Consider the following 24,134-nt stretch of genomic DNA (forward strand, 5'->3'; position numbering starts at 1 on the left):
GGAACGGAGGGACGGAGGGACGGTGGAGGCGGGCGCGGCCGTCCGGTCAGCGGGGGTCGCGCAGTCTGCCGGTCCGTTCGCGGTCCATGCGCAGTTCGGTACGGACGAGACGGGTGACGCGGCCGATGATCCGGTGCACCAGTACGTCGAGCTGGAAGTCGGTGAGAGCGCGCGGGTCGAACCCGCCGGCCGGGACCGCCGTGTACTCGGGCGGGCGGTCGTTCTGCCCCGCGGGCGGCGCGGCGGGGCCCGCCGAGTACGGGGGCGGCGGATCGTACGGCGGCGGCGGTCCGGCCGGGGTCTGCGGGGCCTGCTGGGACGAAGGGGTCCGCAGGCGGGAGAGGGAGTCGTGCACGGCGGCCGCCGCGCTCGCGGCCAGGGCACCGGTGGTGCGCCCGCCCCGCCCGCCACGGCCGAACAGGCGCTGGACCGGGGGCAGGCCGTCGCCCGCGGTGGCGGACGGGGCCTGCGTCTCGACGGGAAGGTCCGGACGGGGCGCCGACGGCGCGGAGGGCGCGGGCGGTGCGGGCGGTGTGAGGGGCGCGACCGGGAGCGGGGCCGCGCCGGTGCGGGAGGACGCGGGCCGGCGCAGCGGCACGGCCCTGGCCGGGGTGCGCTGCACCGCGGGGCGCGCGGCCGGGGCGCGCTGGACGGTGGTGCTCGGCGGCCCGTCGGCGGCGCCTGGGAGGGGCGTCATGAGGGTCGGTGTGACGGCGGCCGTGGGGGCGGCGGCCGGGTGCGGGGGCGCGGGGAAGGAGACGGGGAGCGCGGCCGGGGCCGCCGAGGAGGCCGCCGTCGTCGTGAAGGGCGGGGCCGCGAGCGGTGTCGCCGGCGGGAGGGCCGCCGACGCGGTGGCCCGCTGGACGGGCGGCGGCGTACGGCCTTCGGTCGCGAGTCCGGGCGCGGGCGTCGGCGCCGGGGACCGATGGGTGAGCGGGGCGGTGCCGGTCGGGGGCACGGACAGGGGGGCGCCGAGGGAGGAACGGCGCGAGGGGCGCGCGGCCGGAGCGGCGGAGGGCGTCGGGTCGGGCCTGGTGTCCCGGGTCGCGGAGGGTGCCGGAGCGGTGGGCGTGGCCGTGGCGCGCTGGACGGGCGGCATGGCGGGTGCCACGGCGGGCGTCGCGGGGGGTGCCTCCACGGCGGGCGTCGCGGTGGGGCGTACGTCGGGCGTCGCGGTGGGTGCCCCCGTGGCAGGCGTCGGGGTGGGGCGTACGGCGTCGGCCGGCTGGGAGGGGATGGGGGCGCCCAGGCCCGGACGGCGGGGCGCGGCACTGCGCTGCACGGGGGGCTGTTGCGCGGGGCGCTGCGGTACGGGATGTGCCGGGGCCGACGGCTTGCCGGGTGCGGGCCGGGAGAGCGGTACGGCGACGGTGGGCGCGACCGGCGTGGTCGGCGCGACCGGAGTGGTCGGCTCGGGCCGGGCGGCGGTGGCCGGTGCGGCGGGACTCTGGGCCGCTCGCTGGACGGGGGGCTGCGTCTGGGCTGCGCCGGGGTGCGGTGCGGGTGCCGGGTCGGCGGAAGGCGCGCTCGGCACACCGGCCGGCCCGTCCGCCGCGGCCCGCTGCACCGGCGGCTGCGGGGCCTGCGACGACTGGGTCGGGCCCGATGACGCCGCCTTGCGCTGGACGGGGGGCTGCGCGTCGGCGGGGAGGCCGGGGGAGGCGGAGGCGCGGGGCGCCGACGGGGGAGGCGTGGCGGCACGCCGGGCTTCGGGCGCGGTGCCGCTTCCGGTGGTTCGCGTCGGCCGTGCGGCGGGCGTTGCCCGTGCGCCGCCCTCGGCACCCGGGGACGGGGTGACCCGGGCCACGGCGCGCTGGACCGGCGGGGCCCCGGCACCCGGTGCCGTGTCCGCGCGGGGGCGGCCGGAGTCGGCGCGGGCAACGGTCGGCTCGGCGGGGGCGTCGGCCGACGCGTCGGCGCCGGGTGCGGCCGAAGGGCGGTGGGTGGCGGGCTCGTTGGTGCCGCCGGTGTCGTCGGTGCCGTCGGTGCCGGGGCTCTGGTGTGCGGACACGGCACGCTGGACCGGAGCGTCGGCCGGGGGCGAGGGCAGGGGCGACGGTGCGGAGGGCGGGGTCGCTGCCCGGCCGGTGGGCCGGGCGCCCGCGCCGGTTCCGGCGCCGGACGCGGGATCGGAACCGGGGGACGACGCTCGCTGCACCGGCAGGCCGGACGTACCGCCGTCGGCGGTGCGGGGCGCCCGGCCGGTGGCGCCGGGACCGACGGCCGGCGCGGGGGCGGGGCGCGGCGAGGGCGACGTGGGCCGGGACGGCGTCCGCTGCACCGGGGGTTCGCCCTTCGCGGCACCGGAAGCGGACCCGGCCTTCGTGCCGGACCCCGACCCGGACGCGGGCGCCGTGGGGTCGGCGGACGGGGACGCGGTGGGTGCCGGGGCGCCGGTCGCGTTGCCGTCGGTCGGGCGGGCGGTGCGCTGCGCGGGGGTGCCGGGTCCCGCAGGGGTGCCGGTCGCGGGCGCCGTCGGGTCGGTGGCCGGGGAAGTGCGGGGCGCGGGGTTGGTCTGCGGTGCCGTGCGTGGTGCCGGGGAGCCGGTGGCGCTGCGGTCGGTCGGGCGGGCGGTGCGCTGCACGGGGGTGCCGGGTCCCCCGGGGATGCCGGAGGCGGGCGCCGTGAGGTCACCGGCCGGGGAAGTGCGGGGCGTGGGGGCGGGGTTGGTCTGTGGCGTCGTGCGTGGGGCCGGGGCGCCGGTCGCGGTGGAGTCCGGCGGGGGAGTCGCGTTGCCGTCGGTCGGGCGGGCGGCTCGCTGCACGGGTGTGCCGGGGCCCGCAGGGGTGCCGGTCGCGGGCCCCGTCGGGTCGGCGGCCGGGGAAGTGCGGGGCGCGGGGGCGGGGTTGGTCTGCGGTGCCGTGCGTGGTGCCGGGGAGCCGGTGGCGCTGCGGTCGGTCGGGCGGGCGGTGCGCTGCACGGGGGTGCCGGGTCCCCCGGGGACGCCGGAGGCGGGCGCCGTGAGGTCACCGGCCTGAGAAGTGCGGGGCGTGGGGGCGGGGTTGGGCTGAGGCGCCGTACGTCGTGCCGGAGCGCCGGTCGCGGTGGGGCCCGGCGGGGGAGTCGCGCCGCCGCCGATCGGGCGGGCGGCTCGCTGCACCTGGGGGCCGGACGTGGCGCCCGACGGCCGTACGGCGGCGCGCTGCACCGGAGTGGACGACGCGGGGCCGTCGCCCGGGGCGGGGTGGGCGTGGTGGGCGGTGTGCCGGGGTCCGGCGGCCGGTGTCGTCCCGTCGCCGGAGACCGCAGGCCGGACCGCGGCGTCGGCGGGGGCGGTGGCGTCGGCCGGGACGTTGGCGGAGGTGTCGGTGGCGGCGGGCGGGAGCGCGGCGCGCTGCACGGCCGGGGGTGCCGGGAGGGCGCCCCCGGCCGGTGCCGAGCCGGGGTCCGCTCGGTCACCGTCCGCCGACGAAGCGGCCGTTCCGGGGGACTCGGGCGCCCTTCCGGTGGTCCGGCGGCTCGCGGGCAGGGACCGGCGCTGCACGGCCGGCGCCCCGGAGGGAACCTTGGTCAGGGTCTGCCGTGGAGACGGGGCGGCGGCGGGCGGCACCGGAGTCACCCGGACCCCCGGGGGGGCCTGGGCCGGTGTGCTCGCGGCCGCCGCGGACGACGCCGGCCCGGCGGAAGCCGCCCGCTGGACCGGTGCGGCCGGGGCCACGGAGGCCGCGGCGGCGGAGGCCGGAGACGCGGGCGCCGGGAACCGCGCACCCGACGCGCCGCTCCGCGAACCGGAGGCGCCGGGCAGGCCGGACGCACCGCCCCGCATACCCGGAACGGGGCCCGTGGGCGCGGCCGGGGCGGAGGCGTCGGCCGGTATCGCCCGCAGGGGAGCGACCGGCATGCGCTGCACCGGCGGTGCGCCGGCCGGAGACGCCAACGGTGTGGAGGACGTCGGGCGGGCCGGCGTACCGAACGCGCCGGACAGCAGGCTGTCGCCGGAGGCCGGGTTCAGCACCGCGGGAGACGGCGCGCCGGTGAACGACGGGTTCTGCCACGTCGGAAGACGGCCGCCGAACCCGGCGTCCGCCACTCCCGTACGGGCCGCGCCCGTGGCCCGCTGGATCGGCGGCAGGCCCGTCCAGGCGGCGACGGCGACGGGCGCGGGCCCGGCCGGGCCACCCGTTCTCCCGCCCGCGACCGGTCCCGGGTCCACGACCGGTCCCGGGTCCGCGGCCGGGGACGAACCCGCGGGGGCGGTCCCGTTTCCGTCTCCGCCCCCGCTGTCGCTCCCGGCTCCGCCGATACCGTCCCGACGGCTCCGCAGCCGGTCCAGGAATCCCACCGATCAGCCCTCCGCCGTGCCACGCGTCACGAGGGACGCGATCTGGTCCGTGTACCGGCGGCGGTCCTGGTGCTCCAGGTCCAGGATCGCCTCCAGGCTCCAGTGGAAGTGGTAGGCGACGTACGCGATCTCCTCGTGCAGCCGGTCGGTCGCGTACGTCACGATTCCCCCAGGCGGCTCCCGCCGAGTTCCACCTCGAAGGGCTCCGAGCAGTGCGGGCACTCCACGGCCGCGCGGGTGTGCCCCTCCGCGTTGATCTGGCGGTAGAAGTCCTGGAGGAACGCCAGGTCGGAGGCGAACATGTTCTCCACCACCCCGTCGTGCACCATCGCCAGCGTGCCCAGCCGGGTGATGACCCGGCCGAGCAGCACCACCGACAGGTACGCCGGGTTCTCCTGCACCCGCACGTCGCGCAGCGGGATCAGCTCGTCCCGTGCCGTCGCCAGGCGCATCACACCGTCCTTGTGGACCGTGCCCGAGTCGTCGACGTATCCGCGCGGCAGCTCGAAGGGGAACTCGGTCCGCATCTGCTGCCGCGGTGCCGTGTCGACCGGAGCCGCGGCGGGAGGGGCGGCCGGCGCCTCCGCGGACGCGGCGGCGGGAGCCGAACGGGGGAAGTCCGCTCCCGCCACCGCGGTCTGGGGTGCCGAGGCGGGTGCCTTGGCAGATGAACGTCGCATTACTCGACGACCAGTTCTTCGAACACGATGGTGATGGTCTCGGTCAGGGCGTTGGTGTCACCCGCCTTCAGGGTGCCCGCCACGACCTTGCTGCACCAGGCGTTGCGCAGGTTCCAGCGCTTGACCGGGTTGTCCTCGTAGTCCATCACGATGATCGTGGCGTTCTTGCGGGCGGTGGCCATCCGGCCCGCCATGGAGTCGTTGATCCACTGGGTGAACACCGACGACTGGCTCATGCCGCGCTCGACCTGGACCGAGCCGTCCTTGGCGACGCCCGGCATCAGGGTGACGTTGTTGCGTCCGGTCGTGCCCTGGTTCTGCTGGTACTTGATGACGTCCTGCTCGATCTGGAGGTTGGAGACCGAGTTGAGGTACTCGACCATCACACCGTCGATCTGGATACCGAAATTCGGTGCGACGAGTACGTCTTCTGGCTTGGGGAGAGACATGGGTTCGCTGTCCTTCTAGAGGATGAGGGAGAAGGGCGGGGGCGCGGTCCGCGCCTACTCGTCCAGTTCGCCGCCGCCGCTGGAGAACTGGGCCAGCCGGAAGATGACGAACTCGGCGGGCTTGACCGGCGCGATGCCGATCTCGCAGACGACCCGGCCGAGGTCGACGGACTCCGGCGGGTTGGTCTCCTCGTCGCACTTGACGTAGTAGGCCTGGTCGGGGCTCTGGCCGAAGAGGGCGCCGTTGCGCCACTCGTTGACCAGGAACGCCGAGACGTTGCGCCGGATACGGGCCCAGAGGTTGTGGTCGTTCGGCTCGAACACCACCCACTGGGTGCCGATCAGGATCGACTCCTCCAGGTAGTTGAAGTACCGGCGGATGTTCAGGTAGCGCCACGCCGGGTCGGAGGAGAGGGTGCGCGCGCCCCAGACGCGGATGCCGCGGCCGGGGAAGGAGCGGATGCAGTTGACGCCGATCGGGTTGAGCAGGTCCTGCTCGCCGCGGGTGATCTGGAGCTCCAGGTCCACGGCGCCGCGGACGACCTCGTTGGCGGGAGCCTTGTGCACGCCGCGCTCGGAGTCGTTGCGGGCCCAGATGCCGGCGACGTGACCGCTCGGCGGAACCAGGCGGGACTGGCCGGTGGCCGGGTCGAAGGACTTGATCCAGGGGTAGTACAGGGCCGCGTACTTGGAGTCGTAACCGGCCGTCTCCTGCCGCCAGACGCGGATCTGGCGGGCGTTCTGGCTGGGCGGCGGGTCGATGATCGCGACGCGGTCGCCCATCAGCTCGCAGTGGGCTATGAGACCGAGCTGGACGGCCTTGACGGCCTCCAGGTCGATCGCACCGCGCTGGTAGGCGGCCATCAGGTCGGGCACCGCGACCATGGAGATCTCGTCGATCGCCTCGAGACCGCCGAAACCGGTGCGGTCCGCGGAGTCGCCGAGGTACTCGGCCGGTCCGGGCTGCACGCTCTCGGCCTGCCTGGCCGGGGTGGCGGGGGCGGCGGCCGGCGGCGCGGGCAGCGCCACGGTCTGGTTCTCCGGCCGGACCAGCTGCGCGGCGGGCGCGGCCTCGGTCACGGTGATGAGCTTGGAGCGCTCCTTGACCTGGGTGACGACGTAGGAGCGGTTGCCCTTCTTGGCGCTCACGTCGAAGGTCTCGACCGGCTTGTCGCCGTCCTTGACGATCAGCTTGAAGCGCTCGGCGGCGCCCTCGCCCTCGGGGTCGGCGACCTCGACGGTCAGCGGGCCGCTCTGGCCGGCGGCGGTGGCCGTCACGGCGAACGTGCCGAGCTGCTTGGGCTCGGCGGCGGTCAGCGCCTTGGCGGTGCTGCCGGTGACGGCCGCGGGGGCGGCGGCGCCGTTGACCGAGCCGTCGGCGGCGGCATCCTCGGCCGAACCGCCGACGCGGACGACGTAGGCGGCCGAGCCGCCGTTGTTGAAGAACCCGTAGACGGAGTGTGCGAGGTAGTACCCGCCGGTGAAGTCACCGAAGGCCGCGACGTACTGCGTCCAGTTGGTCACCAGCGTGGGCTCGTTCAGCGGGCCGGTCGGGGCGAGACCGACGAAGGCCGCCACCGACGTGCCCACTCCCTCGATCGGGCGCGAGCCGCTGGCCACCTCCTCGACGTAGACGCCGGGCGACAGGTAGGACGGCATGCTCTGCTCTCCTCGGGGTACGAGACAGGACGCCCCTCAGCCTCACGCGCGCGTTGGTCCCGCCGAAACGTCCCGGGGTGCTGGTAGGGGGGCACATTCCGTGCCCCCGGTCGTGCCCGTTGGGGCAGTCTCCCCGCGTTTCGCGCCGTTTCCCCGGTGGACCCCTGGTGGTTGTCCGGCGTTTCTGCTTCAACATCTTCTATTGAGTGTCAGTTCGCCAGGATGTCATCTCGCGATCGCGCCCGGCCGGGGAACGCAGTCGCGTCGTACCGGGGCCGTGGCGTTGCGGGGGCAGCGGCGGTGACGGGGACGTAGAAAGGGTTGTTCGTGACGGACCGCTTGCACGAGACGCAGAACCGTCGCACGGCTGCCGCCCTTTCGGCTCCGCCACGCCGGCGGGCACCCCAGCCGGGCATGGCCGCCTTGCAGGCCAAGGCGGGAAACAGGGCCGTCACCACCGCGATCCAGCGCGCGACCGTCACGAGCCCGGGCCCCGAGACCACGGACGAGGTACGGGCGAGCTCGTCACGGACGCCGGAGGCGGCGGCGTCCGGGTCCGGGCAGGCGCAGGGGGAGCAGCAACAGGACGACGCCGCGCGGCGGAAGCAGGCGGCCGAGGACGAGGCGAAGGACCTGAAGAAGCAGGCCGGGACCGCGGCGCTGACCCGGGCGGACGCCGAGGCCCAGATGTGGCGGAAGACCGGAGTCGCCGCCGCGGCACGGAAAGAGGCGACCGCGGCCGAGGGCGAAGCGGCCAAGTCGAGGGACAAGACGGACGCGGCCGAGCGGGAACGGGCGGAGGCCGAGGGCAGGGAACGGGATTGGGCGGTACAGGTCGAGGAGGCCGAGAAGGCCCGCTCGGCGGCCGCGACCGCCGTGAGCGACCGGACCGGCGACGAGACCGCGGCCGGGAAACGGCAGGCAGAGGCGCGCGAGGGGCTGGCCGACGCCGAGGCCGAGGTGCAGAGGTGCACGGAGGAGGCCGATACGGCGGCGAAGGAACTGGCCGCCGTCGAGGCCGAGGTGGAACGGCGCAGGAAGAAGGCCGAGGCTACGGCGAAGGAACTGGCCGACGCCGAGGCCGAGGTGGAGAGGTGCACGAAGGAGTCCGACGACGCGGTGGAGGCCCACCGGCGGGCCGAGGCTTCGTTGGAGGCGCTGGCATCGGCCGAGGACGAGGCGCAGAAGCAGGCGAAGCAGGCCGCGGAGGCCGCGCACGCCGCGGTGGAGACCTGGGCCACGGCGGTCACGGCCGCGAAGGAGCAGGTGGTCGCTCTCCAGCGGAAGGCGGAGAAGCGGCAGGGGAAGGTCGAGGCCGAGGAGGAGAGGCAGCGAGAGGCCAAGGCCGCTGTGGAGGAGCGGGACGACGCGGTGAGGTCGGCGGTGACGGGCGTGGAAGAGGCCCAGAGCGTGTTGCAGGACCGGGAGCGCGAGTTCGCCGCGGCGACCCGGGCGCGGGAGGACGCCGAGGCCACGCTGACGACGCGGGAGGAAACCAAGGCCGCGGCGGAGCAGCAGGTGAGCCGGGCCGCGGCTGACAGGGAGCGGCAGGAGAACGCCAAGGGCGCCGCGCAGCAGGAGGTGGCGCGGTTCGAGGCCACGGCGAGTGCCCACAGGCAGGTGGAGAAGGACGCGCTGGCGGCGGCGGGCGCCGCGGCGCGGGTGCGGCAGCAGGCGGGTCAGGACGAGGCAGCGGCGCGGGAGGGCGCGACCGAGGCGACGAAGCGGGCGGGGGAAGCCGCCGGGCAGACGGAGCAGACGGAGCAGACGGAGCAGACGGAGCAGACGGAGCAGACGGCGGAGCCGGAGAAGCCGGGGCGGCTGAAGAGGTTCTCGAAGGCCTTCGGCTTCACCAACCTCAAGAAGATGGGCGATCCGGGCGACACCGTGATCCTCCGTGGTACCGCGCCCTCGGGAGCGGCGGCTCGCGCGGCCGCGAGTGACGCGCACCGTGCACCGGCGTTCGGCACCCCGTCCCAGCAGGTGTTCGAGTCCTCGCACAACTTCGGCATCACCGCTCTCGGGCTCGGCAACGACTCGCGCGGCCTCGTGTCCGCGTTGAAGACCCCGAAGGACACGCAGGGGTCGGCCGCCCACCAGGCGGACAAGGACAAGAAGGGCAAGTCGGCCGGCGTCCTGACGAACGCCACCATGCTCGCCGGTGACGGGATGAAGGTGGGCGGCGGCGCCGCGACGAAGAGCGGCATCGTGGAGGGAGTGACCGCCGCCGGAGAGGGCGTCGGTGTCACCACCGGACTGTTCTCCGTAGGGATCGGTGCCCGCGAGGGCAGGGCCATCCACCTCACGTCCCAGAAGCGCGACGCACTCAAGAAGCACGCTCTCAAGGACGTGGAAGCGGTCCGCACCCGGACGCTTCAGGTGGTGCTCGATCGCCTGGGTGCAGTGAACGCGGAGTTGGTCGACAAGGCGGCCGCGGAGTCCGGCTCGGAGGCCGGCCCGACAGCGGAGCAGATCGACTCCCTCGACCGTTCCCGGGCGGAAGTAGCGAGTCTCAGGACGGAGTTGCGGGAACACCTCGCCAGTGCGCAGCAGTACGCGATACACAAGCAGGACAACAAAATCATCAAGCGTGCGGTCAGCCTGGGCGGAAACGTGGTCCGTACGGCGGGCGGGATCCTGGTGGTGATCACCCTGGCCGGGACGCTCGCCACCCCGGCCGCACCCGCCGTGGGTGCCACCGGAGCGGCCGTCCTGGGCGGCCTCGCCGCTTACAAGGGCGGCAAGGGGGGCTACAAGCGCGCCGAGTCGGTGCGGCACCCCGACAAGTGGCGCCGCACCACCATGGCTCAGGGCGACACGGAATTCACCGAGGCGGGCGAGGAGCAGAAGGGCAGCGGCTGGCGTGCGGCCCTGGAGGCCGTCAAGGTGACGAAGTCCATCGAGCAGGGTGAACGTCAGCTCAGGGCCCAGGAGATCTACGCCCTGGCAGCCGGGCCGGCCGTGCCCGTCGGACGGAACGTGCCCGAAGACATCCGTGCCGAGGCGCGTGGTCTGCTCCTGGACCTCAAGTGCGACCCGGCCCGGCGCAACGAGAACGCGAAGGAGTGGAGCGACTCGCTCAACGACCCCGAGCAGCAGGAGGACTGGGAGAAGTACATAGCCAAGCAGCTCGCGTCCTGAAGCCACCCACCGGAACCCTTCCCCGCCATGGTGAAGCTGCCCCCGGCATTGCCCTCACGGCCCTGTCGGCGGCCGGGCCTCCCCCGTCAGGCTGGAGGCCGGACATCCGGTGTCGAGGGGGAACCGAAGGGGAACCATGGTGCGCGCCTACGAGGAAACCTCCGACCAGAGCGCCGCGAAGGGCGGTCAGGCTCCGCGCCGGGCCGTGACCGGACCCACCGGGACGACCGCGGGACGCGTCGGCACGGGCCCGATGACCCCCGCGACCGTCATGGCGCTCCAGCGTTCCGTCGGAAACAACGCGGTCCAGCGCCTCATCAAGCAGGACGAGCACCAGCACGGCGCCGGCTGCGGACACGACGGGATCGACGACGGCAGCCCGAAGGGCCAGGTCCAGCTCCTGAACGAGGCCATGGCCACCCCGAGCAGCCCGCTGTCCGGGCCCCTGCGCTCCGAGGCGGAGTCGTTCTACCAGGCAGACCTCTCTCCCACCCGTCTCCACGACAACCCGGTCGCCCAGCGCGCGACCGAGGCGCTGGGCGCCCAGGCCATGACCGTCGGCAACCACGTCTTCCTCGGCCCGCAGGCGGCCGGCCGCAAGGACGTCATCGGTCACGAGCTGGGTCACGTCAAGGAGAACCTGGCCGGCGTCCGCGAGACGGGCAACGACAACGGGGCGGGACTCGCCGTGACCGACCCGGGCCAGGGCTCCGAACGGGCCGCGGAGGCCGACGGCGCCGCCTTCGGTGCCGGAGCGCGGACCGCCCCCTCCGTCGTCGCCCAGCGCGCGGTCGCGGACCACGAGGACGAAGCGGGCTGAGGACCGGTCCGAGCCGATGGCGCGGGGGCAACCCATCGTGCCCTTACGACTCCTGACGTGCCCTTCGCAAACGGTTAGCGTCGGCGTGTGAGCCTTTGGACCTCCCTGGAGCCCGCGTCCGCCACCGTCGACCCCGGCAGCAGCACACATGTGCGCCTGAGGGTGCGTAATACCGGTGATGTCGTTGACGAGTACCGGTTCGAGCCGGTGGGGGATGTGGCTCCCTGGACGACGGTGGAGCCGCAGACCCTGCGGTTGTATCCGGGGACGACCGGCACCGTCGAGCTGACCTTCGCGCCGCCGCGTACACCTGACGCGACGGCGGGGCCGAATCCGTATGCCGTGCGGATCACGCCGACGGAGCATCCGGATGCGGTGACGGTGCCGGAGGGGAACCTCACGATCACCTCGTTCACCGAGGTGCGGGCCGAGTTGGTGCCGCCCACGGTGAAGGGGCGGTTCCGGGGCCGGCCGCGGCTGGCGGTGGACAACCTGGGCAATACGAAGGTGACGGCGTCGGTCGCGGGCAGCGACACCGGTGATCATCTGTCGTACGAGGTGCGTCCGGGGAATGTGCAGATCGAGCCGGGGCGTGCGGCGTTCGTGGAGACGACGCTGAAGCCGAAGCAGGTGATCTGGTTCGGGTCGAAGGAGGAGCGGCCGTACACGCTGGCGGTGCGGCGTTCGGGGGTCGATCCGACGGAGGTCGAGGGCACGTATGTGCAGCGTGGGTTTCTGCCGCGCTGGCTGGCGACGTTCTTCGGGATCTTCGTGGCGTTGGCGATCGCGTTCGTGATGATCTGGATCGCGTACAAGCCGCAGGTCCGCAGCAGCGCCACCGAGCGGACCCAGCAGGCGGGCGCCGCACTCGCCCCCAGTCCCAGCGCCTCGCCCGAGGCCCTGCCCAGCAGCGCCGAGTCCGCACCCGAGGCAGAGCCCGAGCAGCCGGCCGCCGAGAAGACCGGAAGCGACGGCGACGGTGACGGCGGCGGGGGCGACGGGGACAAGGGCGGCGGTGGCGGGGGCGGCAAGAAGCCCGACAAGCCGGCCGTGAAGCCGGTGGTCCCCGCCCGGAACGTCATGCTCCGCAACGCCACCACCCACATGTGCGCCGACATCCCCGGACGGGGGAAGGGCAAGATCAACGGAATCGTCCAGCAGGCCAACTGCCACGAAGAGGGCGACAACGAGTACTGGCACCTCGAAGTGAAGTACCCGAAGGGCGGCCCCGGCGGAGTGCCGCTCTTCCAGATCCGGAACGCCACGGACCAGTTCTGCATGGACCTGGGCGAGTACGGCGCCCGTCCGGTGGGGACGGGGATCGCCGAGTTCCACTGCGACGGCACCACGGCCGACAACCAGCTCTGGTGGGTCGACAAGCAGGAGAGCGGCGACTACTGGATCCGCAACTTCGCCAGCAACAACAAGTGCCTGAACGTGAAGGGCCAGAACGGGGGCACCGAGACCCCGCTGAACATCGCCGACTGCAGCAACGTCGACGACATGGAGTGGAAGATCATCCACCCGAACAAGGAGTGACACCCGGGGCCGGACGGCCGCTCGACCAGGCACCTCGGGGCAGCGAGCCCTGCCCCGACTGCCGCTGGCCGACCCGCAGTTGACGGGTAGCGTCGGCGTGTGAGCCTGTGGACCTCCCTGGAGCCCGCGTCCGCGACTGTGGACCCCGGCAGCAGTACGCGTGTGCGCCTGAGGGTGCGTAATACCGGTGATGTCGTTGACGAGTACCGGTTCGAGCCGGTGGGGGATGTGGCTCCCTGGACGACGGTGGAGCCGCAGACCCTGCGGTTGTATCCGGGGACGACCGGCACCGTCGAGCTGACCTTCGCGCCGCCGCGTACACCTGACGCGACGGCGGGGCCGAATCCGTATGCCGTGCGGATCACGCCGACGGAGCATCCGGATGCGGTGACGGTGCCGGAGGGGAACCTCACGATCACCTCGTTCACCGAGGTGCGGGCCGAGTTGGTGCCGCCGACGGTGAAGGGGCGGTTCCGGGGCCGGCCGCGGCTGGCGGTGGACAACCTGGGCAATACGAAGGTGACGGCGTCGGTCGCGGGCAGCGACACCGGTGATCATCTGTCGTACGAGGTGCGTCCGGGGAATGTGCAGATCGAGCCGGGGCGTGCGGCGTTCGTGGAGACGACGCTGAAGCCGAAGCAGGTGATCTGGTTCGGGTCGAAGGAGGAGCGGCCGTACACGCTGGCGGTGCGGCGTTCGGGGGTCGATCCGACGGAGGTCGAGGGCACGTATGTGCAGCGTGGGTTTCTGCCGCGCTGGCTGGCGACGTTCTTCGGGATCTTCGTGGCGCTGGCCATCGCGTTCGTGATGATCTGGATCGCGTACAAGCCGCAGGTCCGCAGCAGCGCCACCGAGCAGACGCAGCAGGCGGGCGCCGCACTCGCCCCCAGTCCCAGCGCCAGCCCCGAGACCCTGCCCAGCAGCGCCGAGTCCGCGCCCGTCGAGCAGCCGCAGGCGGAGCTGCCGGCCACGCAGGAGTCGAAGGACGACGGGGGCGGCGGGGACAAGGAGGACGAGGACAAGGGCGGCGGTGGCGGGGAGCCCAAGAAGCCCGACAAGCCGGCCGTGAAGCCGGTGGTCCCCGCCCGGAACATCCTGCTGCGCAACACCACCAGCCACATGTGCGCCGAGCTTCCCGGGCGGGAGAAGGGCGAGCTCGACGGACCCGTCCAGCAGGCCGTCTGCGACGACACCGACGGGGACAACCAGATCTGGGACCTCGAGGTGAAGTACGAGAAGGGCGGCCCCGGCGGGGCGGCGCTCTTCCAGATCCGGAACATCAAGGACAAGTACTGCATGGACCTGCCGTACCACGGTGCCGCTGCCGTCGGGACGCCGGTCACCGAGTTCACCTGCGACAGCACCACGGCGAACGACAACCAGCTCTGGTGGGTCGACAAGCAGGAGAGCGGGGCCTACTGGATCCGCAACTTCTCCAGCAACCAGAAGTGCCTCGGCGTGGAGGGCGCGAACGGCGGCGCCCTGTTCTCCAAGATGGTGCTCGACCATTGCAGCAACGTCGACGACCAGGAGTGGGACATCATCCACCCGAAGAAGGGCTGACGGCCGAGGGGGACCCGGCGGTCACCAGCCGCCCACCCCCGGCACCAGCCGGCCGGCCTTGCGGTACTCGCGGCGGGCGCCCTCCAGGAGGTCGTCCGCCGTCACCATGTCGTCGCGCCCGGCGGCGAGGTAGGCGGCGGTGACGACCGCGCTGCGGATCGAGCCGCCGGCCAGCTCGAACTCCCGGGCCAGCGGCTCCGGGTCGATGCCGTCGGCGCACGGGACCCGGGACAGGCCGTGCCGCCACAGCGCCAGGCGCTGCTCGGGGTCCGGGAAGGGGAAGTCGACCACCAGGTCCAGGCGCCGGGTGAACGCCTCGTCGATGTTGGCCCGCAGGTTGGTGGTGAGCAGGGCGATGCCGTCGAAGGACTCGAGGCGCTGGAGCAGGTAGGCGCTCTCCATGTTGGCGTACTTGTCGTGCGCGTCCTTGACCTCGGAGCGCTTGCCGAAGACGGCGTCCGCCTCGTCGAAGAGCAGCACGGCGTCGGTGCGGTCGGCCTCCGTGAAGATCCGCTCCAGGTTCTTCTCGGTCTCGCCGACGTACTTGTCCACGACCGACGACAGTTGGACCACGTACAGGTCGAGGCCCAGGTCGGCGGCGACCACCTCGGCCGACAGGGTCTTTCCGGTGCCGGACTCGCCCGCGAACAGGCCGAGGACGCCCCGGCCCCGTCCGCCGCCCGCGCTGAGCCGCCAGTCGCCGAGGACGCGGTCGCGGTGGCGGGCGCGCAGGGCGAGTTCGCGGAGCTGCACCAGGGGCTTGTCGGGCAGCACCAGGTCCTGCCAGTCCACGGCGGGCCGGATGCGCCGGGCGTGACTCTCCAGGCCGGAGGCCGACTGCCGGCGGGCGGCGAGCCGGACGTGGTCGGCGGTGACCGGGGTGCCGTCGAAGGCGGCGAGGGCGCGGGCGGCCTGCGCGGCCCGCTGGACGCGGTCCCCGCCGAGCCGGTACGGGGCGACGGCCGAGGCCAGGTCGAACCCGTCGGCGTCGGCTCCCAGCGCGGTCCGCCAGGCGGCGGCGCCCCCGGCCCGGCGGCCCGGTGCGTCCAGGACCAGCGGGTCGGTCGGCGACCAGTGCGGGTCGTACGGGCGGGGGTCGGTGAGCAGGACGGTCACGTCCTCCGCCGCGGTCAGCGCGCGCACCAGTGGACCCGGCTTCTCGGGCAGGCCCGCCACCACGACGGCCCGGCCGCTGAGGCGGGCCTCGCGCAGCAGCTCGGGCACGTGGTCCTCGGGCTCGGTGCAGCGCAGCGCGTCGACGCCCGCGGCGTCCAGGGCGCGGGCGAGGGCGGCCAGGCCGTCGCCCTCGCGCGGTTCGCGCAGGTAGGCGGTGAGCGGGCCCTCGTGCAGCCGGGCGGCCAGCCGGCGTACGAACGCGTCGGCGTCGGCGCCCCCGGCGGGCAGCGGGTCCGGCATCCCGAGCAGCAGGCCGCGGAGCGCGGCGTCGGGGGCGTCGTCGCCCAGCAGGTGGCCGATCAGCCGGTCCGGGGCCCGCAGCGAACGGGTGAGGAAGGGACGCTCGGGCTCCTCCACCTCCAGCAGGCCGAGAGCGCGCAGCGGCGCGGAGGCGTGGAACCGGGCGCGGGCCGCCGCCGTGTGCGCGGGCACCCCGCACAGGTCGAGGGCGAGGCCCACGGTGGCGCGCCGGCGGCTCACGTCGTTGTTGAGGTAGCCGTAGAGCGGCTCGAAGGTGCGGTCGACGTCGGGGGCGAGGGCGACGAGCAGCACGGCGGTGTCCAGCTCGGTCAGCCGAGCCCGGCCGGCCAGCGGCGCCAGCCGGTCCCCGGGGCCGGCCGGGCCGACGGCGTGGGCCGGGGGCTCCGCGGTGCCGGGCGCGTCGGCGCCGGACGGCCAGGTGCGCAGCAGGTGGTGGACGGCCTCGTCGGGCAGGTACAGGCCGCGCAGCGGGTCGTCGGCCGTGGGGTCGTCGGCGGTGCGGTGCTCGACCAGCGCGGTCACCCGGTCCCGCAGGACCCCGAGCCGGGCGAGCAGCGCCCGCGCGGTGTCGCCGGACGGTTCCGGCGGTCCGGGCGGTCCGGTCCGGGCGGAGGGGTGCGACGGGGAGGCCGGCGGGCCGGTCTCGGGGATGTTCACGGAGCTCACCGGGGTCACTGTCGTTTCGTACGGCCGTCCGGGGCGGCCCCCCGGACGGTGCGGGCAGCCCTCACCTGGTGCGGCCGGTGCGAGCGTCCCTCGGACATCGGCGGGTCGCCCTCCATGCCGCCGACCCGGACCGTCGCGCCCTCGGTGACCGGCGGACCGGCGTCGTACTCCGGGAAGGCCGGGAAGGGCACGGTCACCACCAGGTCCAGGGACGGCTTCAACTCGCCGCCCAGGGCGGACCAGATCTCGGCGAAGGACCGGGCCTCCGACTGGGTGCCGGCCACCGCCACCGTCACCGAGAGGCCCAGCGCACCGAGCGCGTCGGGAAGTTCGGAGGGCGGCAGGGTCTCGCGGGGCAGCAGCGTCGCCAGTACGGCCGACAGCAGGCGGTGTTCGTCCTGCGGGGTCTTCGTCCAGGCCGTCACCAGGTAGGACAGCCGGAACCAGCGCGGCGGGCGGCGGCGCTTGACGACGATGTCGTTCTCGTCGCGCACCGACATCTGACCGCGGTGCCGCCGGCCCACGTCCTCGCGGATGTCGTACAGATACGTGTTGATGACGGGAGCGTTGCGCCGGGCCGCCCAGTCACGGGTGGGCGCATCGAAGGCCACGTCGATGCCCGAGTCCGTCAACGCCCCGCTCTTGAGGAGGCTCTTGAGGACCTCGTCCACCTCGTGGATCACGCTCGTGCTCCCGCCTTGCCCGTCACAGACATCCGCCGTCGATCGTGCCCCGGTGCCCGCCCGCCCGCACCTGCCGCGGGGACGGCGGCCGGGCAGCCCGCCCTGCCCGTACGGGCCCTGGAGCCCGCGTTCGATTGCCCGTTCGGTCAGATGTAGCCTTCCCGGAGGGCATAGGCCACGGCGTGGGCGCGATTGCGCAGATGGAGCCGCGTGGTGAGTCCGTGCATGACGTTCTTGACGGTGCGTTCGGAGTAGGACAACTTGCCGGCGATCTCTCCGGTGTCGAGACCCTCGGCGACCAGCCGCAGGACGTCCACCTCTCGGGGTGCGAGGCCCAGCGAAGGAGCGCCGGGGCGGCCCGCCGCGCCCCGGTGCAGGGTGCCCACCTGGCTGATGAGGCGGCCCAGCAGGTCCGCGGGCAGGTCGCCGTCGCCGCGCGAGGCGGCCAGGACGGCCTGCACCAGCCGGTGGGCGGTGGCCTCGTGCCGCCAGACGATCGCGCCGACGCCGCATTCGACGACGTCGAGCAGTTCGCTCTCGCGGATCGTGCCCGTCACGAGGACGGCGCGCGCGCCCTCGCTGCGCACGATGCGGCGCAGCCGGGTCAGCGCGGCCTCGTCGAGCGCGTCCTCGATGAGCAGGGCGACCGTGCCGGGCCCCGACTCCTCGCGCAGGTCGATCTCCGGGTGCCGGCGCAGCTGGCTGACCGCGCCCTCGCGGCTGATCGGGTCCGGAGCGGACACCGCCACCGGAACCCGCCGGTCGACGATGCCGGGCGCCGCGCCCGAGCCGCGGGCCGAGGTGGTGGTCGTGATGGATGTGGTGGTGTTGCGGGGTGAGTTGAGCAACCGTTTCCCCCCTGTTCACGTGCCCGCAATACGGCACAGGCCGGTAGCGGATGTGCGTGTTCCACACTTATGGGACTGCGGGGACTTCGCAATCGTGGACCACCACGAGGTACACCACGAGACCAGTGCGCCGGCCGCCACAAGGGGCCGGCGGGCGGGCGTCCGGGCAGGTCGCGGTGGTCGCGCGGGGACGCGCGGGCACGTGGAGGCGGCCGCGGGTCACCGTGACCCGCGCCACTTCGCACCACCGTTCGCCGTGGTCGTTCGTCTCACACACCGGGGGAGCACCATCCACCACAGGAGGCACCGATGACCGGACCGCTCCGTGAACGCGACGACGCCCACGCGCTGTTGGCCGCGGAGATCGAGCGTGCCCGGGCCGGCACCGGCCGCCTCGTCCTGCTGCGCGGCGCCGGCGGCACCGGACGCACCGCCGTACTGGAGGCCGCCGTCCGGCACGCCGGGGACCGCGGCCTGCGGGTGCTGCGCGTGCGCTGCTCGCCCGAGGACACTCCGGTGCCCTTCTCCATGGTCCTCCACCTCCTGGGCCCCGTACCGGAGTTCACCGACATGACGCCCGGCGGCGACGACCGGGGCAGCGCGGCCCGGCTGTGGCGGCTGCTGCGCTCGTACGCCGCCGAGGGTCCGGTGCTGGTGGCCGTCGACGACGTCCACCTCGCCGACGACTCCTCGCGCCGCTGGCTGGCGGAGGCGGCCCGGCACGTCGACCGATTACCGGTACTGCTGGTCGCCACCGAGCGCAGCCAGTACGACATCGACCCGCGGCCCCCCGGACTCACCCAGGCCCTGTCGCCGTCCCTGGTGCGCACCCACACCCTCGCCCCGCTCAGCGACGCGGCGGCGGCCGGGCTGGTCCGCGACGCCTTCCCGGACGCGTCCGCGCCGTGGACGCGGGAGGTCGTCCTGGCCGGTGCGGGCAGCCCGCTGCTCCTGCACGCCCTGCTGGACGACCTCGGCGGCACCCCGCACCCCGACGGCGTCCCGCCCGTGCCGGACAGCTGCGCCGCGCTGTACCCCGGGTCGTACCCGGCCGCCGTCTCCTGGTGGCTGAACAGCGCGGGCCCCGCGACGGCCGACGTGGCGCGCTGCCTCGCGGCCCTGGAACAGGCGTGGCCCGCGAGTGCGGTTCCGGAACGGGCCGGGTCCAACGGTCCGGCTCCGGACGGGGCTTGGCCCGGGGGATGGGCTCGGGAGCGGGCTTGGGCCACGGGTGCGGCTGCAGAGGGGGCTTGGTCCAACGGTGCGGCTCAGGAGCGGGCTTGGTCCACCGGCCGGGCTTCGGAGCAGGCCGGGTCCACCGGCCAAGCTTCGGGCCAGGCTTGGTCTACCGGCCGGGCTTCGGAGCAGGCCGGGTCCACCGGCCAGGCTTGGTCCACCGGTCCGGCTTCGGAGCAGGCTCGGCCCGCGGGCCCGGATCCCGAGCAGGCCCGGCCCGGCGGTCCGCCGCGCCAGGGCGCGCCTCGGCATGCCCTCCCGCACCCGCCCGCACCGGCGTCCGAGGCCGTCCACCGGCACCCGCACGACACACCGGCGGTACGGGCGCGCCGACCCGCGGCCACCGCCCCGGGCTGCCGGGACGTGTGGGGCACGGACGCGGTGGACGCCGGCCGCGACCCGCAGGCACCGCCGTCGCCGTACACGCGCCGGCCGGCCTTCCCGGAGTCCGGGGAGCCGGGCCTCCTCCCGGAACCGCGGGAGCACGGGCCCTACCCGCACCCCACCGAGCCCGCCGACGTGCCGTACCCGCCGTACCGGGACCCGTACCTGTACCCGTTCACCGCCCCCGCTCCCGCCGCCCGGTACGACGGCCGCCCGGGGGCCGCCTCCGGTGCCGCCGGCTACGGCCGCACCGATCCGCCCGCGCCCACCCCGCCCCGTACGACGCTCCGGTACACCCCCGCCCCGTCCGCGGCGCGGGGATCGGCCGGGGACCCGGTCGACGTGCTCGCCGAGGCCGCCGGGGCCGACCCCGTGCGGGTCGAGGGGTGGCTCGCCGCCATGACCCGGCTCGGTCTGCTGCGCCCCGACGCGGGCGGCCACCCCCGCTACGCGCACCCGCTGCTGCGCGACGCCGTGCTCAGCGGCTGGCCCCGGCCGCGCCGCGAGGCCGTGCACCGGGCGGCGGCGGAGGCGATGCTGCGCCGCGGCGACCGGGTCGAGGCCGTCGCCCGGCACCTGCTGCGCACCCCGGCCGTCGGCCTGTCCTGGGCACTGCGCGTCCTGCGCGACGCCGTCACCGTCGCCGTGCACGACGCCCGGCCCGCCGACGCCGTCGGCTATCTGCGCCGGGCCCTGGACGAACCGCTGACCGACGACCTGCGGCAGCGGCTGCTCACCGAACTCGGCTCCCTGGAGTACGCGTCGGCCGACACCCCGGCCGCCATCGCACGGCTCGCCGAGGCGCAGCACCTGCCGGCCGAGCCCCGCAACCAGGTGCGTACCGCCGTCGCCCTCGGCACCGCCCTGGCCGGCCGCGGGGAGATCCGCACGGCGATGGAGGTACTGCGCCGCACCGAGGGCCGGCTGTCCGCCCACCCGGGGCTCGCCCGCACCGTGCAGACCGCCGGCGCCCTGCTGTCCGACGAGGACCTGGCGACCCGGCAGCAGGTCTACCGGTGGCTGTCCGAGACCGGCCGGGTCTCCCCGGAACTGGTCGGCACCGCCGGGCAGGCCCTGCTGGTGCGGTACGCGGCGACGGCCGGGCTGATCTCCGCCGACGAGGCGATGACCCGGGTACGGGACCTGCTCGCCCAGCCCACCGACCCGCTCGCCGAACCCTTTCTCCTCGGCACCGCCGCCGCGGTCGCCCAGTGGGCCGACGCACTCGACGAGGCCGAGCGGCTCGTGGAGCGGGGCCTGGTGGGACAGCACCCCGCCCTGCTGCACCCGATGCAGCACGCACTGCTCAACACCCGCGCCGACATCGTTGCCTCCCGCGGCGACCACGCCCGGCTGCTCGCCCTCGCCGCCGACCCCGGCCCCGGACCCGGCCCCACCAACCGCGACGCCCACGCCCTGATGGCGCTGGTCCACACCGGCCGCACCGACGAGGCCCTGCGCCTCGCGGACCGCTTCGACCTGCGCGAGGTGCCGGAGAACTGGGAGCTGAACCGCTACCTGTACGCGCGGGGCGTGCTGCGCGCCGCCACCGGCGACCCGACGGGAGCGCTCCACGACTTCCTGGAGTGCGGGCGGCGCCAGTCGGCCCGCGAGGTGGTCAGCCCGGTCGTCACCCCGTGGCGGACCGCCGTCGCGGAGATCCGGCTGGCGTTCGGCAGCGGCCCCGAGGCGCTCGCGCTGGCGACGGAGGAACTGCGGCTGGCCAGGGTGTGGAACACCCCGCGCACCGTGGGCCGCGCCCTGCGCGTGCTGGGCACCGCGACCGGCGGGCGGCGCGGCCTCGAGCTGGCCGAGGAGGCCGTACGGACCCTGCGCGACGCGTCCGCCGACACCGACATGGAGCTGATCCCCGCGCTGCTCGCCCAGGGCCGCCAGCTCCTCGACGCCGGTGAACGCGGGCGCGCCCGGTCCCGGTTGCGCGAGGCGGCGGACCTCGCCGAACGCAAGGGTGCGCTGCGCTGGCTCACGCAGGCCGGGCAGGCCCTGCGCGAGGGCGGTGCCCGGGGCTCCGTGGCGGCCCGCACCGGTGCCGGGGCACTGACCGGCAGCGAGCGCCGGATCGCCGAACTGGCCGCCGACGGCCGCACCAACACCGAGATCGCCGACCTCCTCCACCTCGCCCGGCGCACCGTGGAGACCCATCTGACCAGCACCTACCGCAAGTTGCGGATACGGCGCAGGACGGAACTGCCGGGCGCCCTGGAGCGCGGCGGACACCGGGAACGGGAGCCGCACCCCGATCCCCGGTGCTGACCGGGTCCCGTGCGGCCGCTCCTCACAGGTCGCGCAGCAGCCGCCCGATCTCCAACTGCTCGGTCTCCAGCGGGTCGCCGTCCTCGACGTTCCACAGGCTGTTCTGGAGCACGCGGCCCAGGGACCAGGCGCGGGCCCGTTCCCGGTCGAGGCCGAGGACGTCGGTCATGGCGTCGAAACGCCACCGGGTCTCGGCCGGGTCGTAGCGGTTGTCGAGGGCGGGCAGCAGGTCGAAGCCGGGGTCGCCGGCCAGCGGTTTGGGGTCGATGGCGAGCCAGGGAGCCCGGTCCGAGGCCAGCACGTTCTCGTAGTGCAGGTCCCAGTGCAGCAGCCGGTCGCCCGGCTCGTCGGCGACCTCGCGCACGGCGGCGGCGCAGTCGGCGACCAGCCGCCGGTCCGCCGGGTCCGCGATGCGCTCCAGCGTCCCGGGCGTCCGCTCCAGCATGCCCCGCGCCATGTCCCCGAGCCGGCGCATCCCGGGCGGCGCGGGCGTCGCGGTGAGGTGGGCCAGCAGCCGGGCGATGACCAGGACGGCCTCGCGGGAGTCCTCGACGTGAGCGAGCATGCGGCCGGAGTCCAGGCGTTCCAGGAGCATGGTCCCGGTCGCCGCGTCGTGGTCGAGCAGCCGCACCGCGCCGTCCCCGGCCCACACCCGCAGCGCGACGGGCTCGCCCTCGCTCTCCGCGTCGAGGATCTGGAGCTTCAGCACGGCCTCGCTGCCGTCGCGCCGCACGACCGGCAGCACCAGCGCCGCCCACCCGTGCATCGACGGCCCGTCGAGCCGCAACTCCCACCGCTCCAGGAACCCGGCCGCCAGCGCGGGCAGCCCCTCGACGAAGGTCCGCCCGGCCTCCCCGTTGTACTTCGCCTGCGCGGCAACAAGCCCATCAGGTACGACAATCACCCACCCGACCCTACCGTGGCCCCGGCCTCAGCCCACCGGCTCCCGCACCGCCCGCTCGGCCGGAGTCCCGTGCTTCGGCGCCTTCGCCGTCACCATCACCCCCGCCACCACCCCCGCCAGCAGCATGACCCCCGCCGCCACCCAGATGGCCACCGTGTACCCGTGCACGATCCCCTCCCGGACGATCAGCTCCCGCTGCGAGGGATCCCTCAGATGCGCCGCGATCCACGACGCACTGGTACTCGTCGCGATGGTGTTGAGCAGCGCCGTGCCGATCGAGCCCCCCACCTGCTGCGAGGTGTTGACCGTCGCGGAGGTCACTCCGGAGTCCCTCGGGGCGACCCCGGCGGTGGCCGTGGAGAACACCGGCATGAAGGTCAGGCCCATGCCGAGGCCCATCAGCACCAGCGCCGGAAGGATCTCGGAGACGTACTCGGAGTGCACGGTCATCCGCGTGAGGATCACCATGCCGCCCGAGGCGAGGAGCATGCCGGGCACCATCAGCATGCGCGGACTCACGTGCGGCAGCAGCCGGGCCGAGATCTGGGTGGAGCCCACGACGATCGCGACGGTCAGCGGCAGGAACGCCAGACCGGTCCGCACGGGGGAGTAGCCCAGGATGACCTGGAGGTAGTAGGTCATGAACAGGAACAGCCCGAACATGCCGATGACCGCCAGCATCATCGTCAGGAAGCAGCCGGCGCGGTTGCGCTCCCGGATGACGTGCAGCGGCAGCAGCGGCGTGGCCGCCCGGGTCTGCCACCACACGAAGGTGGCCAGCAACGCCACCGCCAGCGCGAACAGGGCCAGCACCAGCGGGTCGGTCCAGCCCCGGGGCTGCGCCTCGCTGAAGCCGTAGACGAGGGCGACGAGGCCGCCGCAGCCGAGGACCACCCCGGGCACGTCGAGCCGGGCGTCGGCGTGGCCGGGCCGGTCGTGCAGCAGGGCGAACGCGCCGATCACCGCGATGACGGCGATGGGGATGTTGACGTACAGGCACCAGCGCCAGTTCAGGTACTCGGTGAGGACGCCGCCGACGATGAAGCCGATCGCGGAGCCGCTGCCGGCCAGGGCGCCGTAGATGCCGAAGGCCTTCCCGCGTTCCCGCGGGTCGGTGAACGTGGTCGTCAGCAGGGACAGCGCGGACGGCGCGAGCACGGCGGCGAACACGCCCTGGAGGGCGCGGGCGCCGAAGAGCATCGCCGAGGTGGTGGCGGCGCCGCCGATCGCGGAGGCGCCGGCGAAGCCGATCAGGCCGATGACGAAGGTGCGTTTGCGTCCCACCAGGTCCGCGACCCGCCCGCCGAGCAGCAGCAGACCGCCGAACGCGAGGGTGTACGCGGTGATCACCCACTGCCGGTTGGCGTCGGACATGTCCAGGTCGCGCTGGGCGGAGGGCAGCGCGATGTTCACGATCGTCGCGTCGAGGACGACCATCAGCTGGGCCAGGGCGATGACGACCAGCCCCCACCAGCGGTGGGGATCGGTCTCCCCGGGCGCGGCGGGTCCCCCTGTCCGACCTGTCCGGGAGCCACTCATTTCGCCAGAAGAACACGATTCGGGACGGGG

Annotated in this window: 15 protein-coding genes; 5 read left to right on the top strand and 10 right to left on the bottom strand. The window is 74.7% G+C overall.

What is annotated here, in order from left to right:
• Positions 1-46 precede the first annotated feature (46 nt).
• From OHA99_RS20650 to OHA99_RS20670, 5 genes are all read right to left on the bottom strand, one after another.
• Positions 47-4,153 carry a hypothetical protein gene (locus OHA99_RS20650; RefSeq protein ID WP_405697140.1) on the bottom strand — a complete coding sequence of 1,369 codons (4,107 nt, stop codon included), beginning with the start codon at positions 4,151-4,153 and terminating at the stop codon, positions 47-49.
• A 132-nt stretch (positions 4,154-4,285) separates the two neighbouring features.
• A complete protein-coding gene (locus OHA99_RS20655) occupies positions 4,286-4,444 on the bottom strand; it encodes a DUF6760 family protein (RefSeq protein ID WP_007450918.1) in 159 nt (52 codons plus the stop codon).
• Positions 4,441-4,962 (bottom strand): hypothetical protein, encoded by a 522-nt coding sequence (locus tag OHA99_RS20660; RefSeq protein WP_153179232.1) that lies wholly within the window; start codon positions 4,960-4,962, stop codon positions 4,441-4,443. Before OHA99_RS20660 ends, OHA99_RS20655 begins: the two co-directional genes overlap by 4 nt.
• Positions 4,962-5,411: a phage tail protein gene (locus OHA99_RS20665; RefSeq protein ID WP_007450914.1), complete on the bottom strand. Its 450-nt coding sequence runs from the start codon at positions 5,409-5,411 to the stop codon at positions 4,962-4,964. The genes OHA99_RS20660 and OHA99_RS20665 overlap by 1 nt, the downstream gene beginning before the upstream one ends.
• Positions 5,412-5,465: 54 nt before the next feature.
• Complete coding sequence (locus OHA99_RS20670; RefSeq protein WP_054101632.1) at positions 5,466-7,070, bottom strand: phage tail sheath subtilisin-like domain-containing protein; 1,605 nt, start codon at positions 7,068-7,070, stop codon at positions 5,466-5,468.
• A gap of 414 nt (positions 7,071-7,484) precedes the next feature.
• On the opposite strand from OHA99_RS20670, the gene OHA99_RS20675 reads away from it, so the two are divergent.
• The 4 genes from OHA99_RS20675 (at position 7,485) to OHA99_RS20690 (ending at position 14,133) form a co-directional block, all read left to right on the top strand.
• Positions 7,485-10,211, top strand: a complete 2,727-nt coding sequence (locus OHA99_RS20675; protein WP_405697143.1) for a hypothetical protein — start codon at positions 7,485-7,487, stop codon at positions 10,209-10,211.
• Between the two features lie 136 nt (positions 10,212-10,347).
• Complete coding sequence (locus OHA99_RS20680) at positions 10,348-11,031, top strand: DUF4157 domain-containing protein (protein WP_405697145.1); 684 nt, start codon at positions 10,348-10,350, stop codon at positions 11,029-11,031.
• Positions 11,032-11,118: 87 nt separating this feature from the next.
• Positions 11,119-12,570: a ricin-type beta-trefoil lectin domain protein gene (locus OHA99_RS20685; protein ID WP_405697148.1), complete on the top strand. Its 1,452-nt coding sequence runs from the start codon at positions 11,119-11,121 to the stop codon at positions 12,568-12,570.
• A 99-nt stretch (positions 12,571-12,669) separates the two neighbouring features.
• A complete protein-coding gene (locus tag OHA99_RS20690; protein WP_381505728.1) occupies positions 12,670-14,133 on the top strand; it encodes an RICIN domain-containing protein in 1,464 nt (487 codons plus the stop codon).
• A gap of 21 nt (positions 14,134-14,154) precedes the next feature.
• On the opposite strand, the gene OHA99_RS20695 is transcribed toward OHA99_RS20690, so the two are convergent.
• The 3 genes from OHA99_RS20695 to OHA99_RS20705 all read right to left on the bottom strand — a co-directional run bounded on the left by OHA99_RS20695 (position 14,155) and on the right by OHA99_RS20705 (position 17,767).
• Positions 14,155-16,227, bottom strand: coding sequence for an ATP-binding protein (locus tag OHA99_RS20695; protein WP_405698985.1), 2,073 nt, complete (start codon positions 16,225-16,227; stop codon positions 14,155-14,157).
• A gap of 14 nt (positions 16,228-16,241) precedes the next feature.
• On the bottom strand, positions 16,242-16,919 hold the full coding sequence (locus OHA99_RS20700) for a DUF4255 domain-containing protein (protein WP_153179236.1): 678 nt from the start codon (positions 16,917-16,919) through the stop codon (positions 16,242-16,244).
• A 146-nt stretch (positions 16,920-17,065) separates the two neighbouring features.
• Entirely contained in the window at positions 17,066-17,767 is a 702-nt protein-coding gene (locus tag OHA99_RS20705) for a response regulator transcription factor (RefSeq protein WP_054103559.1), read from the bottom strand.
• A 309-nt stretch (positions 17,768-18,076) separates the two neighbouring features.
• Between OHA99_RS20705 and OHA99_RS20710 the strand changes: the two genes are divergently transcribed.
• Entirely contained in the window at positions 18,077-21,661 is a 3,585-nt protein-coding gene (locus OHA99_RS20710) for an AAA family ATPase (protein WP_405697150.1), read from the top strand.
• A gap of 22 nt (positions 21,662-21,683) precedes the next feature.
• Here the strand turns inward: OHA99_RS20710 and OHA99_RS20715 are convergent, their stop codons facing one another.
• Positions 21,684-22,565 (bottom strand): aminoglycoside phosphotransferase family protein, encoded by an 882-nt coding sequence (locus OHA99_RS20715; RefSeq protein WP_405697152.1) that lies wholly within the window; start codon positions 22,563-22,565, stop codon positions 21,684-21,686.
• 27 nt (positions 22,566-22,592) lie between these two features.
• Complete coding sequence (locus tag OHA99_RS20720; RefSeq protein WP_153179239.1) at positions 22,593-24,104, bottom strand: MFS transporter; 1,512 nt, start codon at positions 24,102-24,104, stop codon at positions 22,593-22,595.
• Positions 24,105-24,134: the final 30 nt, after the last annotated feature.

It is taken from the genome of Streptomyces coelicoflavus (assembly GCF_045041415.1).
GTDB lineage: Bacteria > Actinomycetota > Actinomycetes > Streptomycetales > Streptomycetaceae > Streptomyces > Streptomyces coelicoflavus.

Bases quoted from the DNA above. Each gene is read 5' to 3' on its own strand.
- OHA99_RS20660 (WP_153179232.1), bottom strand. From the start codon at position 4,962: ATGCGACGTTCATCTGCCAAGGCACCCGCCTCGGCACCCCAGACCGCG.
- OHA99_RS20665 (WP_007450914.1), bottom strand. From the start codon at position 5,411: ATGTCTCTCCCCAAGCCAGAAGACGTACTCGTCGCACCGAATTTCGGT.
- OHA99_RS20670 (WP_054101632.1), bottom strand. From the start codon at position 7,070: ATGCCGTCCTACCTGTCGCCCGGCGTCTACGTCGAGGAGGTGGCCAGC.
- OHA99_RS20675 (WP_405697143.1), top strand. From the start codon at position 7,485: ATGGCCGCCTTGCAGGCCAAGGCGGGAAACAGGGCCGTCACCACCGCG.
- OHA99_RS20680 (WP_405697145.1), top strand. From the start codon at position 10,348: ATGGTGCGCGCCTACGAGGAAACCTCCGACCAGAGCGCCGCGAAGGGC.
- OHA99_RS20710 (WP_405697150.1), top strand. From the start codon at position 18,077: ATGACCGGACCGCTCCGTGAACGCGACGACGCCCACGCGCTGTTGGCC.
- OHA99_RS20720 (WP_153179239.1), bottom strand. From the start codon at position 24,104: ATGAGTGGCTCCCGGACAGGTCGGACAGGGGGACCCGCCGCGCCCGGG.